General features: G+C 71.8%; 13 protein-coding genes. 7 read left to right on the forward strand and 6 right to left on the reverse strand.

The window, feature by feature from the left end:
* Positions 1-45: 45 nt before the first annotated feature.
* Positions 46-1,641, forward strand: a complete 1,596-nt coding sequence (locus AC0L6F_RS05415) for an acyl-CoA carboxylase subunit beta (protein WP_473539462.1) — start codon at positions 46-48, stop codon at positions 1,639-1,641.
* The gene (locus tag AC0L6F_RS05420) at positions 1,638-1,877 is read left to right on the forward strand and encodes an acyl-CoA carboxylase subunit epsilon (protein ID WP_259612379.1); all 240 of its coding nucleotides are present in this window, start codon (positions 1,638-1,640) and stop codon (positions 1,875-1,877) included. The genes AC0L6F_RS05415 and AC0L6F_RS05420 overlap by 4 nt, the downstream gene beginning before the upstream one ends.
* A gap of 300 nt (positions 1,878-2,177) precedes the next feature.
* On the opposite strand, the gene AC0L6F_RS05425 is transcribed toward AC0L6F_RS05420, so the two are convergent.
* Genes AC0L6F_RS05425 through AC0L6F_RS05440 form a run of 4 tightly spaced genes read right to left on the reverse strand, consistent with a single transcriptional unit; the run spans position 2,178 to position 6,531 of the window.
* Complete coding sequence (locus AC0L6F_RS05425; RefSeq protein ID WP_473539463.1) at positions 2,178-3,272, reverse strand: MFS transporter; 1,095 nt, start codon at positions 3,270-3,272, stop codon at positions 2,178-2,180.
* The gene (locus tag AC0L6F_RS05430; RefSeq protein WP_473539464.1) at positions 3,269-4,519 is read right to left on the reverse strand and encodes an ATP-binding protein; all 1,251 of its coding nucleotides are present in this window, start codon (positions 4,517-4,519) and stop codon (positions 3,269-3,271) included. Before AC0L6F_RS05430 ends, AC0L6F_RS05425 begins: the two co-directional genes overlap by 4 nt.
* Entirely contained in the window at positions 4,509-5,171 is a 663-nt protein-coding gene (locus AC0L6F_RS05435) for a response regulator transcription factor (protein WP_274637808.1), read from the reverse strand. The genes AC0L6F_RS05430 and AC0L6F_RS05435 overlap by 11 nt, the downstream gene beginning before the upstream one ends.
* 10 nt (positions 5,172-5,181) lie before the next feature.
* Complete coding sequence (locus AC0L6F_RS05440) at positions 5,182-6,531, reverse strand: class I SAM-dependent RNA methyltransferase (protein ID WP_473539465.1); 1,350 nt, start codon at positions 6,529-6,531, stop codon at positions 5,182-5,184.
* A 150-nt stretch (positions 6,532-6,681) separates the two neighbouring features.
* On the opposite strand from AC0L6F_RS05440, the gene AC0L6F_RS05445 reads away from it, so the two are divergent.
* Complete coding sequence (locus AC0L6F_RS05445; RefSeq protein ID WP_473539962.1) at positions 6,682-7,329, forward strand: Maf family protein; 648 nt, start codon at positions 6,682-6,684, stop codon at positions 7,327-7,329.
* A 78-nt stretch (positions 7,330-7,407) separates the two neighbouring features.
* Positions 7,408-9,174 carry an acetyl/propionyl/methylcrotonyl-CoA carboxylase subunit alpha gene (locus AC0L6F_RS05450; RefSeq protein ID WP_473539466.1) on the forward strand — a complete coding sequence of 589 codons (1,767 nt, stop codon included), beginning with the start codon at positions 7,408-7,410 and terminating at the stop codon, positions 9,172-9,174.
* 363 nt (positions 9,175-9,537) lie between these two features.
* On the opposite strand, the gene AC0L6F_RS05455 is transcribed toward AC0L6F_RS05450, so the two are convergent.
* Positions 9,538-10,977, reverse strand: coding sequence for an NAD(P)H-quinone dehydrogenase (locus AC0L6F_RS05455; protein ID WP_473539468.1), 1,440 nt, complete (start codon positions 10,975-10,977; stop codon positions 9,538-9,540).
* Between the two features lie 387 nt (positions 10,978-11,364).
* On the opposite strand from AC0L6F_RS05455, the gene AC0L6F_RS05460 reads away from it, so the two are divergent.
* The 3 genes from AC0L6F_RS05460 (at position 11,365) to AC0L6F_RS05470 (ending at position 14,640) form a co-directional block, all read left to right on the forward strand.
* Positions 11,365-12,192 (forward strand): purine-nucleoside phosphorylase, encoded by an 828-nt coding sequence (locus AC0L6F_RS05460; protein ID WP_274637803.1) that lies wholly within the window; start codon positions 11,365-11,367, stop codon positions 12,190-12,192.
* Positions 12,193-12,206: 14 nt separating this feature from the next.
* Positions 12,207-13,958: a phospho-sugar mutase gene (locus AC0L6F_RS05465; RefSeq protein ID WP_473539469.1), complete on the forward strand. Its 1,752-nt coding sequence runs from the start codon at positions 12,207-12,209 to the stop codon at positions 13,956-13,958.
* A gap of 97 nt (positions 13,959-14,055) precedes the next feature.
* Positions 14,056-14,640, forward strand: coding sequence for a GNAT family N-acetyltransferase (locus tag AC0L6F_RS05470; protein WP_274637801.1), 585 nt, complete (start codon positions 14,056-14,058; stop codon positions 14,638-14,640).
* Between the two features lie 12 nt (positions 14,641-14,652).
* On the opposite strand, the gene AC0L6F_RS05475 is transcribed toward AC0L6F_RS05470, so the two are convergent.
* Positions 14,653-16,569 (reverse strand): BglG family transcription antiterminator, encoded by a 1,917-nt coding sequence (locus AC0L6F_RS05475; protein ID WP_473539471.1) that lies wholly within the window; start codon positions 16,567-16,569, stop codon positions 14,653-14,655.
* Between the last annotated feature and the right edge of the window lie 130 nt (positions 16,570-16,699).

Raw genomic sequence — 16,699 nt, forward strand, 5'->3', positions numbered from 1 at the left:
CCCTTGTGCGTGGTCTCCAACCGTCGCGGCGGGTGGATCGTTAGGGTGGAATGCGTGACGGAACCCGACCTCTCCACGACCGCCGGCAAGATCGCCGATCTGCGCAACCGCTACCAGGAGGCGGTCGTCGATGCCGAGGCATCCGCGCTGCAGAAGCAGCACGCGAAGCATAAGCTCACGGCGCGCGAGCGCATCGAGCTGCTGCTGGACACCGGCTCTTTCACCGAGATCGACGAATACGTGCGGCACCGCACCACCGCGTTCGGGATGGACAAGTCCCGGCCCTACGGCGACTCGGTCGTCACCGGCGTCGGCACGATCCACGGGCGCACCGTCGCCGTGTACGCGCAGGACTTCTCCACGTTCGGCGGGTCGCTGGGCGAGGTGGCCGGCGAGAAGATCATCAAGGTCATGGAGCTCGCTCTGCGCGGCGGGATGCCGATCATCGGCGTCCTGGATTCCGGCGGCGCGCGCATCCAGGAGGGCGTGGTCGCCCTCGGCAAGTACGGCGAGATCTTCCGTCTGAACACCGCCGCATCCGGAGTGATCCCGCAGATCTCGATCATCATGGGCCCGGCGGCCGGCGGCGCGGTCTACTCCCCCGCGCTGACCGACTTCGTGATCATGGTCGACAAGACCAGCCAGATGTTCGTCACCGGGCCGGACGTGATCAAGACCGTCACCGGCGAGGACGTCGGGATGGAAGAGCTGGGTGGCGCCTACACGCACAACACCCGCTCGGGCGTCGCGCACTACCTCGCCGAAGACGAGGACGACGCGATCGACTACGTCCGCACGATGCTCAGCTACCTGCCCGACAACAACATGGCCGAGCTGCCGGTGTACGAGACCGGGTTCGAATGGGAGACGACGGATGCCGATCGCACGCTGAATGCGATCATCCCGGACTCCCCCAACCAGCCGTACGACATCCACCAGGTGATCACGCATCTGGTCGACGCCGGCGACTTCCTCGAGGTGCAGCCGCTGTTCGCCCCGAACATCGTGGTCGGGCTCGGGCGGATCGACGGCCGCACGGTCGGGGTCATCGCCAACCAGCCGAACCAGATGGCCGGCACCCTGAACATCGAGGCCGGTGAGAAGGCGAGCCGCTTCGTCCGGTTCTGCGACGCGTTCTCGATCCCGATCGTCACCCTCGTCGACGTGCCCGGATACCTGCCCGGCACCGACCAGGAGTGGACCGGCGTCATCCGCCGCGGCGCGAAGCTGCTCTACGCGTATGCCGAGGCGACCGTGCCGCTGGTCACCGTCATCCTGCGCAAGGCCTACGGCGGCGCGTACATCGTGATGGGCTCCAAGCAGCTCGGCGCCGACGTCAACGTCGCCTGGCCGACGGCCGAGATCGCCGTGATGGGCGGTCAGGGCGCCGTCAACATCCTTTACCGCGGCGAGCTCAAGCGCGCCGAAGAGGCCGGTGAAGACATCGCCGCCGTGCGGGCGCGGCTGGCGAACGAGTACCTGTACAACGTGGCGTCCCCGTTCCTGGCGGCCGAGCGCGGCGAGCTGGACAGCATCATCGAGCCCGCCCAGACCCGCGTGTTCATCGCGAAGTCGCTGCGCGCCCTGCGCGGCAAGCGCGCCAGCCAGCCGCCGAAGAAGCACGGTAACATCCCGCTATGAGCCTGCCGGACACGCCCGCAGCGGACGCTTCAACGCTGCGTGTCGACGTGGTGCGCGGCACCCCGACCGACGAGGAGCTGGCCGCCCTGATCGCGGTCGTCACCGAGGTCTACAGCCAGGAAGAGGCATCCGCCACCGCCGCCGACCGGTCGGACCGCTCGGCTTGGCAGATCTCCGCGCGCAGCCTGCGCAGCCCGCTGCGGCGGGACCTCGGCTGGGGGCGCTTCGGCGGCTGAGCCGGCCGCGTGGATGCCGCATCCTGCCCGACGTTACGCGCGTAAATGTCCCCCAAAATACCTACAGACACACCGCTTGCCACCGTCGGATACTTGAACTGCTGGAACGCTTCTGCGTTCGGCTGGCCGGCTCGTCCAGGGTAGACGAGTTCAGGTTCGGCCACCGTGGATGGTTTTCGGGTAACCGTCCACCACGGGCGAGGGGCGGGCGGCTTCGCCGCCCCTCGCCTTTCTCTTCGCCTCGGCGCAGGCGCCCGGTCACGGGTCGTCTCGACCCGCCGGGCTCGCGCTCTGACGGGTTCAGTCTTCGTCGTCGGGCGCTGGGCGCGGGATCTCACGCCACAGGTCGACGCTGTCCTCATCGGAGTGGGCTGACTGGGCTCCCCCGGCGGCGGAGCGACCTACGACGGTCACCGCGATCCGCGGATGCGCCGAGGCCCGGATGTACAGCCGGTCCGACTCGGCCTCGCGCACAGCGGCGGCCAGATCGGCGCGGATCTCCTCCAGATCGGGCTCGGCGAGCCCGTCGAGCCCGCCTTCGTCGACGACCGAGACCGTGGCGCCACGACGACGGGCGGCATCCAGCTCGGCCCGCACGCCGTCGTCGAGCAGCCGTGCCCCGCGCAGCTCGTCGCGCAGCTGCCCCTCGGAGATGCGCGCCTCGGCACGCTCGCGCTCGTCGAGGTCGCCGCCCTTCTCGATCGCGCGCGACAGGATCGGCCCCGCCACCGCCAGCGCACGCTGCACCTGGATGCGCCGCTCGCGCTGCCGGCCGAGCTGCGCGGCCCGCCACGCCGACGCCGCCCGCTGCAGCTGGGCGAGGCGTGCCGTGTCGCGCGCGGCACGGTCCATCGACAGCAGCAGCAGCTGCGCGGCCACGACCCACATCACCGAGCCGACGAGTCCGGCCGTCAACGCAGGCCCCACACCCAGCCAGGCGATCGTCGACACCCCCAGCGCAAGAAGGCCGATCCACGACATCCACGGCCGCCGCCGCACCATGATGATCGTCATCAGCAGCCCGATCGCTCCGACGTACCAGGTGCCGAAAGACGAGGTCCGCGAGGCAGGGTCCAACGCGAACGGCACCGTGTTGGGGATCACCAGAGCCACCAGCAGCGCCAGCCCGCACACCCACAGCGGCAGGGTGTTCGGCCCCCGCCGTCCCGTCGTCATCATGCCGATCTCTTCGTCCTCGACGGACTCGGCCGCCGGGGGCGGCGGACCATCGATGAACAGGCAGAGCGCGGCGACGACCATATACAGCGCGATCGAGAGCAGCAGCATGATCGGGCGGTCGACGTCGCCGCCGGCCCAGACCAGGCCGCGGGCCGCGAGGTAGAGGGCGAACGCCGCCCCCAGGGCGGTGAGGATGCCGCGCACACTCCGGTTCATGCGCCCTCCGCCCATTCCAGGGCGACGCGGGTCCCGTGCTCGTCCGACGCGATCCGGGCCCGGCCGCCGACCGCCGCTACCCGGGTCACGATCGACGCGCTGATGCCGAGACGGTCATCCGGGACGGCTGCCGGATCGAATCCCGGACCGGAATCGCGGACCAGCACCGACACCTGGACGGGCTCGCTCGCGCAGGTCACGCTCACGCGCAGACCCGCGGCATTCGCATGCTGGATGGCATTGGCGATCGCCTGCGCCGCCGCCAGCGCGAGGGCGCGGGCGACGACCCCGGGCAGCCAGATCTCACCGGCGCCGCGAGTGAGCTCCACTCGCACCGGGTGGCCGAGTTCGACGGCGGATGCCTCGATCTCGCGTGCGATCGAGTCCACATCGACCGGAGCCTCGGACCCCATCCCCGCATCGCGCTCGGCGTTGGCCAGGCGGGTCAGGGCCTCGCGTGCCATCCCGACCGCCAGGGTGCGCTCGCGCGGGCTCTGCGCGCGCTCGACGGCGATCAGGGCCGCCAGGACACTGTCATGCATGAGCGCGCCCACCGCGACCCGCTCCTGCTCGGTGGCCTCGGCCGCGGCCGCGGCCGCGTAGGACGAGACCGCCTGGGCGCGTGCGGTGTCGACGTTGGCGGCGACGGTGCGGAACACCCAGCCGAGTGCGACCAGGATGCCGCCCAGGATCAGCGCGAACGACACGTCCAGTGCGACCGGCATGGCGAAGCCCGGGGCGAATCCGCACTGCACCAGGCGCGAGATGCCCCACAGCACCGGGATCGCCAGGGTGAAGACGATCTGCCAGGGAAGCGTGAACGCCAGCACCGAGGCGACGGTGCCGATGTTGATCAGGTAGAACATCCAGGGCTCGACCGAGGGCGAGGCGGGCATGCCCGCCGCCGCGATCGGCCAGAGCACGAGACAGGCGATGTAGGCGGCCGCGAACAACGGGGCGAACACCCGCAGCCCGCGGCCCGCGAAGCACGCCAGCAGCATGAGCGCGAGCGCGCCGAACACGATGATCTCGAGGATGGGGTGCCATTCCGGCCGTTCGGCCGGGGCATCCATCGCGGCGAACAGCCCCTGCAACGCGAGGGCGATGCAGCCGACGGCCACCACCAGGCCGATGATCCGCTCGACCCGGGTGCGGGTGAACGAGCCGAGTCGCGCCACCGTCTCGCGGGACTGCGGCAGCTGGCCCCACGCGGCGCTCAGCGCGGCGCGATCGGTGTCACGCGTCACCGGCGTCCTCGATGGGGGTCAGGATGCCGTCCTCGACGGCGCGGCGCAGGAGGTCGACCTTCGTCGGGGCAGGGCGTCCGACATCGACGTACTTCACCCGGACCCGGTTGATGTTCTCCTTCGCTGTGGAATAGGCGATCCCCAGTCGGTCGGCGACCATCTTCAGCGGAAGCCCGGCCGCGTACAGCCGCAGCACATCGCGCTCGCGCGCCGACAGCTGCGCGTCGGCGAACGCCCGGTCGCCGTCGACCGCACTGGCCCACTCCACGTTGTTCAGCGGCTCGCCGTGGGCGACCGCCCCGACCGCCACGATGACCTCGTCGATCGGAGACGACTTGCTCACGATCCCCGCCGCGCCGGCAGCCAGCGCCTCGCGCACCGCGGCCGGGCGGTCGGCGACGCTGTGGATGATGATGCTCGAGCCGTCCGACGCGATCCGGCGCACGTTCTCGGTCACGGTCGTGCCGTCGCCGAGGGTCAGGTCCAAGACCACCACGTCGGCCGGGCGCGAGCCGCTCAGCGCACGCCACTCGAGGTAGGCCGTCACCGAGCTGCCCGAGAAGACGACATCCATCTCGTCGGCGCGCGCGCAGGCGGCCTCCAGCCCCAGGCGCACGGACTCATGGTCGTCGATCAGGGCCACGTCGGTCATAGGCATCAGGCTAGCGCGGTGCCGCCGTCCGGGTGAGCGCCGCCACGGCCTCGACGTGGTGCGAGTGCGGAAACAGATCTGCCGCCGTGATGGCGGATGCCTCGTATCCGGCGACGCGGAACGTCTTCAGGTCGCGCGCGAGCGCCACCGGGTCGCACGCGACGTAGACGACGGATGCCGGACCCAGTGCCGCGATCTCGGCCACCACTGCGGCGCCCGCGCCGGAGCGCGGCGGATCCAGGACCACCGCCCCGCGGCGGAGCCGATCCAGCTCGCCCGGCGAGGCGGATTCGCGCAGCTGCGGCAGCCAGCGGTCGACCCGCGCCGTCTCGGCCCGCGCGCCGACCCACTCGGCGAGGTTCTCGCCCGCGTGCTCGGTGGCCCGGGCATCGGATTCGACGCTGATCACCCGGGCGGACTCGCCCGCCCGCTCGCCGATCGTCGCGGCGAACAGGCCGACCCCGCCGTACAGGTCCAGGTGCAGCCCGTCCGGGTCCAGCGCGTCCGGCAGCGCCGCCGCGACGAGGTCGCTGAGGGTGAGGGCAGCACTGTGGTGCACCTGCCAGAAGCCGCCGGCATCCACTCGGAACGTGCGCTCGCCCACGCGCTGCTCGACCACTTCGTGCGCGACCTGGGCGGAGTGCTGGGCACGTGCGGCCACGGCCTGGTTCTGGCGGCGTGCGGTCTCGCTCAGATGCCGGGCGCCGCGCCGATGCCGGGCGGCCGGCCGACGGGCGGCGCGCTCGGCGGGGCGCGGGACGATCCGGACCCGGCCGTCCGAGGGCTGGACCAGGTCGATCCGGCCCGGCGCGTTCGCGTGCAGGGTCGCCGCGACCCGCTCGATCGGGGCGGTCGCCAGCGGCAGCTCGTCGACCGGAACGATCCGGTGGCTGCGGGCCGCAAACGGGCCGATCCGGCCCTCGTCGTCCACGTGCAGGCTGACCCGGGTGCGCCAGCGCAGACCGTCGCGGTCGTCGTCGCCGGGCACCGACAGCATCCGCACCGTCAGGTCGAGGCCGCCCATCCGGGTGAGCGCGTCCTGCAGCACCTCGAGCTTGAGCGTGCGCTGGTGGTCCAGTTCGATGTGCCCGAAATCGGCGCCGCCCGGTCGCTGCTCGGGCGGGGTGTCGATGTCGGCGACACGCCAGACATGCGGGCGACGGTGGGGTGAGGCATCCAGCACCTCGAGCGCCTCGCCGCGCCAGAACGACTTCTCTCCGGTCTGGGTCAGGCGCACGCGCACCCGCTCGCCGGGGAGGGTGTCGGGCACGAACACGACCCGGCCCTCGTGTCGCGCCACGAACACCCCGCCGTGCGCGACGGCGGTGATGTCGAGATCGATCTGGTCGCCCGGTTGCATCATCCGATCGTTTCACATGGTGCGGGGCGGGGCGGCGGTGTGATTCGCCGAAACCGGGGATCCTCCGCGAAACCACGGACCACGTCCCCGGTCTCACGGCCGATCCCCTGTCTCGGCGATCTGGACGCGGGTGAGGATACGGTGGTGCCCATGCGCGTGTGCCTGGCTTCGACATCCCCCGCCCGCCTCATGCTGCTGCGGCAGGCCGGCATCGAGCCCGAGACCCTCGCGCCGGACGTCGACGAGGACGCGGTGGTCAGCGCGGTCGAGTCCTCCGAGGGCCGGGCGCTGGATCCGGACGAGTACGTCCTGCTCCTGGCCCGGCGCAAGGCGGCGGATGTCGCGGCCCGCCTGGCCGCGGACGACCCGGCATTCGACGGGATCGTGATCGGCGGCGACTCGATGTTCGTGCTCGACGGCCAGATCCTCGGCAAGCCGCACACCGCCGAGACGGCCACCGCGCGGTGGCGGGACATGCGGGGGCGCACCGGCGTCCTGCATTCGGGGCACAGCGTGTTCCGGCTGGCCCCGGGGCAGTCTCCGGTCGAAGAGCATGCCGTGGCCGAAGCATCCGTCACCTTCACGGCCGACATGACCGATGACGAGATCGACGCGTACGTCGCCTCGGGTGAGCCGCTGCACGTGGCCGGCGCGTTCACGATCGACAGCCTGGGCGGACCGTTCATCGAGCGCGTCGACGGCGACCCGTCGACGGTGGTCGGGATGTCGCTGTCGACCCTGCGTCGACTCGTGCGTGCGCTGGGGCTGCGGTGGACGGATACGTGGACGTCCTCGTAGATACCTGCACATCATTTCGCGTGTTTCTTGTGCGATGCACTCAAAAGCGGTCGGAAGGCGCTGGGTAGGCTGAAGTCCATGCCTGAAATCGCCAAGGTCCTGATCGCGAACCGCGGCGAGATCGCCGTACGAATCATCCGAGCGGCGCGAGACAGCGGGAAGGCCTCGGTCGCGGTGTACGCCGACCAGGACCGCGATGCGCTGCACGCCACCCTCGCCGACGAGGCCTACGCCCTCGAGGGCGCCACCAGCGCCGAGACGTATCTGTCGATCGACAAGATCCTCTCCATCGCCCGCCGCTCGGGCGCCGATGCGGTGCACCCCGGGTACGGCTTCCTTGCCGAGAACGCCGACTTCGCCCGCGCCGTGATCGGCGCCGGACTGATCTGGATCGGCCCGTCGCCCGAGGCCATCGAGTCGCTCGGCGACAAGGTCACCGCACGGCACGTCGCCGAGAAGGTCGGCGCGCCGCTGGCCCCCGGCACGCAGGGCACCGTCTCGGGCGCCGACGAGGTCATCGCGTTCGCGCAGGAGTTCGGCCTGCCGGTGGCCATCAAGGCCGCGTACGGCGGCGGCGGCCGCGGGCTGAAGGTCGCCCGCGACATGGACACGATCGCCGACCTGTTCGAGTCGGCCACCCGCGAGGCGGTCGCCGCCTTCGGGCGCGGCGAGTGCTTCGTCGAGAAGTATCTGGACAAGCCGCGGCACGTCGAGACGCAGTGCCTGGCGGATGCCGCGGGCAACGTCGTCGTCATCTCCACGCGCGACTGCTCCCTGCAGCGACGCAACCAGAAGCTGGTCGAAGAGGCTCCGGCGCCGTTCCTGACCGACGCGCAGCGGGACATCCTCTACACATCGTCGAAGGCGATCCTGCGCGAGGTCGGCTACGTCGGCGCGGGCACGTGCGAATTCCTCATCGGCGCCGACGGCACGGTGTCCTTCCTCGAGGTGAACACGCGCCTGCAGGTGGAGCATCCGGTCTCGGAGGAGGTCACCGGGATCGACCTGGTGCGCGAGCAGTTCCGCATCGCCGAGGGCGGCACGCTCGACTACGACGACCCCGAGCCCACCGGGCACTCCTTCGAGTTCCGCATCAACGGCGAGGACCCGGGGCGCGGATTCCTGCCGCAGCCGGGGCCGATCCGGGTGTTCAAGACGTTCGGCGGACCCGGCACCCGCCTTGACTCCGGCGTCACCGCCGGCGACGTGGTCGGCGGCGCGTTCGACTCGCTGCTGGCGAAGATCATCGTCACCGGGCGCGACCGGGCCGAGGCGCTCGAGCGCGCGCGCCGCGCGCTGGACGAGTTCGAGGTCGGCGGTCTGCCCACCGTGCTGCCGTTCCACCGCAAGGTCGTGCGCGACCCGGCATTCACCGCCGAGGACGGCCGATTCGGCGTGTACACGCGCTGGATCGAGACCGACTTCGTCAACGACATCCCGCCCTGGGACGGCGAGATCGGCGACCCGGACCCGGCCGAGACCCGACACACCGTCGTCGTCGAGGTCGGCGGCAAGCGGCTCGAGGTGAGCCTGCCCGACCGCATCGCGGCCGCGCCGGTGGCCTCGGGTCGTCCGGCCGTGGCTCCCCCGTCGCGCCGCTCGCACACCACGACCGCCTCGGCCGGGGCGTCCGGCGACGCGGTGAAGTCGCCGATGCAGGCCACCGTCGTCAAGGTCGCCGTGCAGGACGGCCAGCCCGTCGTCAAGGGCGACCTGGTCGTCGTGCTCGAGGCGATGAAGATGGAGCAGCCGATCCAAGCGCACAAGGACGGCGTCATCGGTGCGATCAACGCCGTGGCCGGGTCGACGGTGTCGGCCGGGCACCAGCTGCTGACGATCTCGTAAGGGGCGGATGCGGCATCCCGTCGTCGCCGAATTCAGTCGTCACGAACGGCGACTTCGGATGCCTCGGACCCGCATTTCGCGACGACCGAACCGGACCGGCGGGATTCCGTCGACGCATATGGCGCTCCCGCACGCCGAACAGCAGCTATATGCGTCGACCGAAGGCGCACCGTGGGATTCAGTCGACGCATATGGCGCTCCCGCACGCCGAACAGCAGCTATTCGCGTCGACCGAAGGCGGAGCGCCGGATTCAGTCGTCACGAACGGCGACTTCGGATGCCTCGGACCCGCATTTCTCGACGACCGAACCTCTCCGCGCGCGCACAAGTGCGGGATGCCGCGGCCGGCAGCGGCGCGGGGCCTCAGCCGTCGGCGTTGATCTGGTGCATCGCGCGGACGGCGTCGGTGATGCTGCCCGACAGCGACGGATACACCGCGAACACGCGGGAGAGCTGGTCGACGGTCAGTCGCCGCTCGACCGCGACCGCCACCGGATAGATCAGCTCGGACGCCTTCGGCGCGACGATCACCCCGCCGATCACGGTGCCGCTGCCCGAGCGGGCGATGATCTTGACGAAGCCGTCGGCGATGCCCATCATCTTCGCACGGGGGTTCGCCGCCAAGGGGAGCTTGTACGCGACGCCGTTGATCAGGCCGGCTTCGACATCCGCCTCCTGCCAGCCGACGGTCGCGATCTCGGGCGCGGTGAAGATGTTCGAGGCGATGCGGCGCCGCTCCAGCGGGATCACGACATCCCCCAGCGCGTGGAAGACCGCGGTGCGGCCCTGCATCGAGGCGACGGATGCCAGGGGCACGAACGTCGTGCAGTCCCCGGCCGCGTAGATGTTGGGCACGGACGTGCGCGCGACCCGGTTCACCTGGATGTGCCCGGAATCAGTGAGCTGGATGCCGGCATCCTCCAGTCCGATCCCGCGGGTGTTCGGGATCGACCCGACCGCCATCAGGCAGTGGCTGCCGGTGATCACGCGTCCATCCGACAGGGTGACCTCGACGCCGTCGCCGGTGTTGACGACCTTCTCGGCGCGAGACTTCGACAGCACCTGCATGCCGCCGCGTTTGAACACCTTCTCGAGGACGGCCGCGGCATCCTGGTCCTCCCCCGGCAGCACGCGATCCCGGCTGGAGACCAGCGAGACCTTCGACCCGAGGTTCATGTAGGCGCCGGCGAACTCGGCGCCGGTGACGCCGGACCCGACGACGATGAGGTGCTCGGGGAGCGCCTTCATGTCGTACAGCTGGGTCCAGGTGAGGATGCGCGTGCCGTCCGGCTTCGCGCTCGGCAGCTCGCGCGGAGCGGCGCCGACCGAGACGACGAGGGTGTCGGCCTCGATGCGGTCGAAGTCGGTGCCGCCGGGGCCGGTCGAGACGACGATGGCGTTGCCGCCCTCGAGCCGCCCGTGACCGGAGATGATCCGGACCCCCGCCTCGACCAGGGCCGCGCGCATGTCGTCGGACTGCTGCCGCGCCAGCGAGAGCAGGCGATGGTTCACCGCGGCGAGGTTGATCGCGACCTCGGGCTTGAGCGGCTTGCCCTCCTTGCCCTTCGCGAACAGCTGCACTCCGAGATCGGATGCCTGGGCGATGGCGACCGCGGCGTCGGCCGTGGCGATCAGGCTCTTGGACGGGACGACGTCGGTGATGACGGCGGATCCACCGACGCCGGCGCGCTCGACGAGCGTGACCTGGGCTCCCAGCTGGGCGGCGGCGAGCGCCGCCTCGTAACCGCCGGGCCCCCCGCCGAGGACGGCGACGGACTGGGTGCGCTCGAAGCTCAAGGACATGGCATCCATTCTCTCCCGGCACCCCCTCCGCACTGAAATGCCGGCCGGCCGGGCCGCGGCATCCCTCTCCGCGAGGTTGTCCTCGGTACGCCGAGATTGTCCTCCGTCACGCGAGACTGTCCCCCGTCACGCGAGATTGTCCCCCCGTCACGCGAGATTGCCCTCCGTCACGCGAGATTGCCCTCCGTCCGGCGAGATTGTCCCCCGTCTCGCGAGATTGTCCTCCGGACTCGAAGACAACCTCGGCGAACAGAGCACAACCTCGGCGAACAAAGCACAACCTCGACGGACCAAGGACAACCTCGGCGCACCACGCACAACCTCGGCGCACCAAGCACAACCTCGGCGGATCTCGCCGTGGCGGGCGCGCGGCGCTACCGTGGGGGCATGAATGACGCCAACCCGCTGGACGGCCCGGGCGCCGATCCGTTCGAGATCGCCCGCGCCGCCGCCGCCGACATCGCGCGCCTGACCGGCGTGGAGCACCACGACATCGCGCTCACCCTCGGCAGCGGATGGGGTCGGGCCGCCGACCTGGTCGGCGAGACGACCGCGACCGTTCCGGCCACCGAGGTCACCGGATTCAGCCGCCCCGCCCTGGAGGGGCATCCGGGCACGCTGCGCAGCATCCTGACCCCGTCGGGCACCCGGGTGCTGGTCATCGGCGCCCGCACCCACTTCTACGAGGGCCACGGCGTGCGCCGGGTCGTGCACTCCGTGCGCACCGCCGCCGCGACGGGCGCGACGATCATGGTGCTCACCAACGGCGCGGGCGGGGTGCGCCGCACATTCTCGCCCGGCCAGCCCGTGCTCATCAGCGATCACATCAACCTCACCGCGGCCTCGCCGCTGGAGGGCGCGACGTTCGTCGACCTCACCGACCTCTACTCCGCCCGCCTGCGCGCCCTCGCCCGCACGGTCGAGCCCGCGCTGGACGAGGGTGTGTACTGCCAGTTCCGCGGCCCGCATTACGAGACGCCCGCCGAGGTGCGCATGGCCGGCATCATCGGCGGCGACATCGTCGGGATGTCGACCGCGCTCGAGGCGATCGCGGCCCGCGAGGCCGGCATGGAGGTGCTCGGCTTCTCGCTGATCACGAACCTCGCCGCCGGCATCCAGGAGACCCCGCTCAGCCACGAAGAGGTGCTCGAGGCCGGACAGGCCGCCGGGCCGGTCATCTCGCAGCTGCTGGCCCGCGTCGTGGCGGCGATCTGATGAGCGGAGACCCGATGGACACCGATCCCGCCGAGGGCGACCCGATGCCAGGCGCCGGGCCGGACGAGGCCGTCCTGGACCGCGCCCGGGCCTGGCTCGCGCAGGATCCCGACGGCGACACGCGCGCCGAGCTGCGGGAGCTGCTCGACCGCGCCGAGGACGGACAGACGGATGCCGCGGCCGACCTCGCCGACCGGTTCGACGGGCGCCTCGCCTTCGGCACCGCGGGCCTGCGCGGACGCCTCGGCGCCGGCAGCCGTCGCATGAACCGGGTGCTGGTCGCGCAGGCGGCCGCCGGCCTGGCCGCCTACCTGAACGAGCGGACCGGACCGGATGCCCCGCCCACCGTCGTGATCGGATACGACGGGCGCCGCAACTCGGCGGTGTTCGCCGCCGACTCGGCCGAGCTGTTCGCCGGAGCCGGCCTGCAGGCCGTCCTGCTGCCACGGATGCTGCCCACGCCGGTGCTCGCGTTCGCCGTGCGCCACCTCGGCGCCGACGCCGGCGTCATGGTCACGGCATCCCACAACCCGCCCGACGACAACGGCTACAAGGTGTATCTGGGCGGCCCCGACCACGGCTCGCAGATCGTCTCGCCCGCCGACGCCGAGATCGCCGCGCACATCCAGCGGATCGCCGACGAGACCGCGGTCAGCGCGCTGCCGCGGTCGACCGGCTACGCCACCGCGCCCGAGTCGCTGATCGACGAGTACGTCGCCGCGACCGCGGCGGTCGGCCCGGCGCCCGACGGCGCCGACGGCCTGCGCTGGGTGTACACCGCGATGCACGGCGTGGGGTTCGAGACGGTGCAGCGGATCGTGGATGCCGCCGGCTACCCGCCGCCGGTGCCGGTGACCGCACAGGTCGAGCCGGACGGCGCGTTCCCCACGGTGGCCTTCCCGAACCCGGAGGAGCCGGGGGCGATGGACCTCGCGTTCCAGACGGCCCGCGAGTCGGATGCCGACCTCATCGTCGCGAACGACCCGGACGCCGACCGGCTGGCCGTCGGCATCCCCGATCCGGACGCCGAAGGGGGCTGGCGCCGACTCAGCGGCAACCAGGTCGGGCTGCTGCTCGGCTGGCGGGCGGCCCGCGCGGTCGCGGCGGCGCGCGCGGCCGGGGACGCGACCGCACCCGACACCGAGGATGCCACCCTGGCCTGCTCGCTCGTGTCGTCCCCCGGGCTGCAGGCCGTGGCCGAGCACTACGGGCTCGGGTTCGCGGCCACGCTCACCGGCTTCAAGTGGATCTCGCGCGCCCCCGGCATGGTCTACGGGTTCGAAGAGGCCCTGGGCTACCTGGTCAGTCCCGACATCGTCCGCGACAAGGACGGCATCTCGGCCGCGGTCGCGGTGCTCGAGCTGGCCTGCGGCGCCCGCGCCGAGGGGCGCACGCTCGGCGACCTGCTGACCGAGTTCGACGAGACGTTCGGCGCCTTCGCGAGCGATCAGGTCGCGATCCGGGTGGAGGATGTCGCGGTCATCGGCCGGATCATGGCGGCCCTGCGCACCTCGGCGCCCGAGACGCTGGGCGCAGCTCCGGTGGCGGGCATGGACGACTTCCAGGACGGACTGGACGGCCTGCCGCCGACCGACATGCTGCGGCTGCGGCTCGACGACGGGGCGCGCGTGCTGATCCGGCCGTCGGGCACCGAGCCGAAGCTGAAGGCGTACCTGGATGTGCGGGGCGCGTCGGCGGCGGATGCGGCATCCCGCCTCTCCGCGCTGCGCGACGCGGTCGCGGCCCTGCTCGACGCCCTGCAATAGCGGCGCCGGTACGCATCGATCGGGCGCGCGCGGCCGCGCCGGCGACGGACGGATGCCGCGGCCCGGGACGCGCGGCGGCAGGGTCTAGGCTCGTGCCGTGGATTTCGTAGAGTCTGTCACCCTGGAGAACGGTCACGTCCGGCTGGAGCCGCTGGCCGCGACGCACGCGGGCGACCTCACCGAGGCGGCCGTCGGGCTGGAGGGCGCGTGGTACACCACGGTGCCGTCGCCGGCGGATGTCCCCGCCGAGATCGCGCGGCGCCTCGCCTGGCGCGACGAAGGGCACATGAACCCGTTCGCGGTGCGCCGCGTCGCCACCGGGCGGATCGTGGGGATGACCAGCTTCTGCAACATCGACCAGCCCAACCGGCACGTCGAGATCGGCCACACCTGGCTCGGGCTGGAGGCCCAGCGCACCGAGGTGAACGCGGCCGCGAAGCTGCTGCTGCTCGGGCACGCGTTCGAGGCGTGCGACGCGATCGCGGTCGAGTTCCGCACGCACTGGCACAACCGCCAGTCCCGCGCCGCGATCGAGCGGCTCGGCGCGAAGCAGGACGGCGTGCTGCGCAACGCGCGGGTGCTGCCGGACGGCACACTGCGCGACACCGTCGTGTACTCGGTGCTGCCGCACGAGTGGCCGGCCGTGCGCCGCGGGCTGCTGGCGCGCCTCGAGCGGGACTGAGCGCGGGCGGGCTCAGCCGTCGATCACGGCGACCAGCTCGTCCAGGAACGACGAGAAGTCGGCGCCGCGGCGCACCATGCGCTGCACCGAGTCGTTCTCGCTGAACACCTCGACGAGCTGCTCGAACACGGTCTGGAACGCCTCGCGGTCGGCCTCGGAGAACGCGACCATCGCCACCACCTGCACACGGGTGTCGCCCCACGCGATGGACGGCACGGCGATCCCGACGGCGATCACGGTGCGGGTGGCGGTCATGCCCAGCGCGTGCGGCACGGCCAGCGCGTCGGTGAACGCCGTTGACGACAGGCGTTCCCGCTCGATCGTGCGCTGCACGTAGTCGTCGTCGATCACGCCCTGTGCCACCAGCATCCCGCCGAGCGTGCGGATGACGTCCTCCTCGCTTCCCTCGGCCAGCTGCGGCACGAACGCCGCCCGGTCGAAGTAGCGCTCCAGCTCGCGGCGCAGGCGGGCCAGTCGGCGCGAACGGCGGATGCGGGATGCCGCGGCCTGCACCCGCTCGACGTCGGCATCCGTCAGGAAGGGCTGGATCCGCACCACGCGCTCCCCCAGCGACGGCGCGTCGATGGTGGTCAGGATGAGGTCGGTGTCGATCGCGTCCCAGTCCAGGTCGAGCCGCGACTCGAGCCCGACCACCTCGATCGCCTGCCCCAGCGACCGGTCGATGCTCGAGCGCAGCAGCTCGTGCAGCTCGTAGTACCCGGGGCACACGATCGTCGCGGTCAGCAGCTGCTCGGCCCGTCGGCTGCGCTCCAGCCGCCCACCCACATGCATCGCGATGTAGGCGATCTCGTCGTCGGGCACGGTGATGTCGAGCCGGTCGCGCAGGCCGCTGACCATCGAGACGGCGATGTCGAAGATCATCGGATACGTCGACTTCAGCGACCGGGTCAGCGGATTGCGCGACCACGCCTCCTCACGGGCCCGCTGCCGCAGGTTCTGCACGTGCATCGCCAGTCGCCGGATGAAGTCCTCGTACACGATGTCGACCAGGAACTCGTCGGCCGCCTCGACCACCAGGTCGCGCACGACCCGTTCGATCTCGGGGTCCAGCGGCGGACGGGATGCCGCGGGCACCGCCGGTCCGGGAGTGACGAACCGGCTCAGCACGAGCGTGGCCAGATGCTGCCGGTCGCCGGCCCCGAGCCGCACGCCGAGGTGCTCGTGCACGAGCGCACCCAGCAGTTCGCCGATCTCGTCGACGGCGGGGGTGGACGTCTCGTGCGCGGCCTCCAGCGGCCGTCCCTGCGCCACCCGGTCGGCGGCGATCGCGATGTGCATGAGCACGTCCGCGATGCCGAGCTCGTTCACGAAGTATCCGCGGCGTCCGATCTCGGTCCGCAGGGCGGCCTCGAACGGGCCGAACGCGGCCGCTCCGGTCGAGTCCTCGCCGAGCGCGCGCCGCAGCGCGCGCGGGTCGAACCCGCCCGCCTCGGTCTCCTCGTGGACGAGGCGGCTCAGCAGTCGTCGCTGGGCGCCCTCGGTGCCGTCCAGCCGCACCCGCGAGGACGAGCGCTCCAGCACCAGCGTCGTCCCGCCCAGCAGCCCGCGCACGCGCGCCAGGTCGGCCTCCAGCGTGGCGCTGGACACGTGCAGCGCGTCGGCGGTCTCGAACACGTCCAGGTCGTCCGGGGCGTCCAGCAGCGTCCGCACCAGCGTGTGCAGCCGGTCGCGGGGGGTGCCGACATCCGCCTCCGAACGCAGGGCAGAGCCGGCATCCGGACCGGCCCGATAGCCCTGCGGACCCGACTCGACCGCGACCGCGCCGGGCACCCGCGCGTTGGCCGCGGCCACGTACGAGCGGACGCTGCGCGGCGTCACCCCGAGCAGGTCGGCCAGGCGGGCCGCCGTGATCCAGTCCCCGTCGCGCACGAGCAGCCCGAGCAGCCGGTCCTGTCGTGCTCTGGTCACCGTCGGCCTCCATGCCGCGCGTCGGATGCGTCGCCATCCAGTCAACACCATGCCGGACCCGCCGCGCCGCGGACGCCCCGCCGGACGGCGACCGGCTTTCCTCCCCCGGGGAAAGAGCTCTGGTTGTCAC

It is taken from the genome of Microbacterium sp. G2-16M, assembly GCF_055809115.1.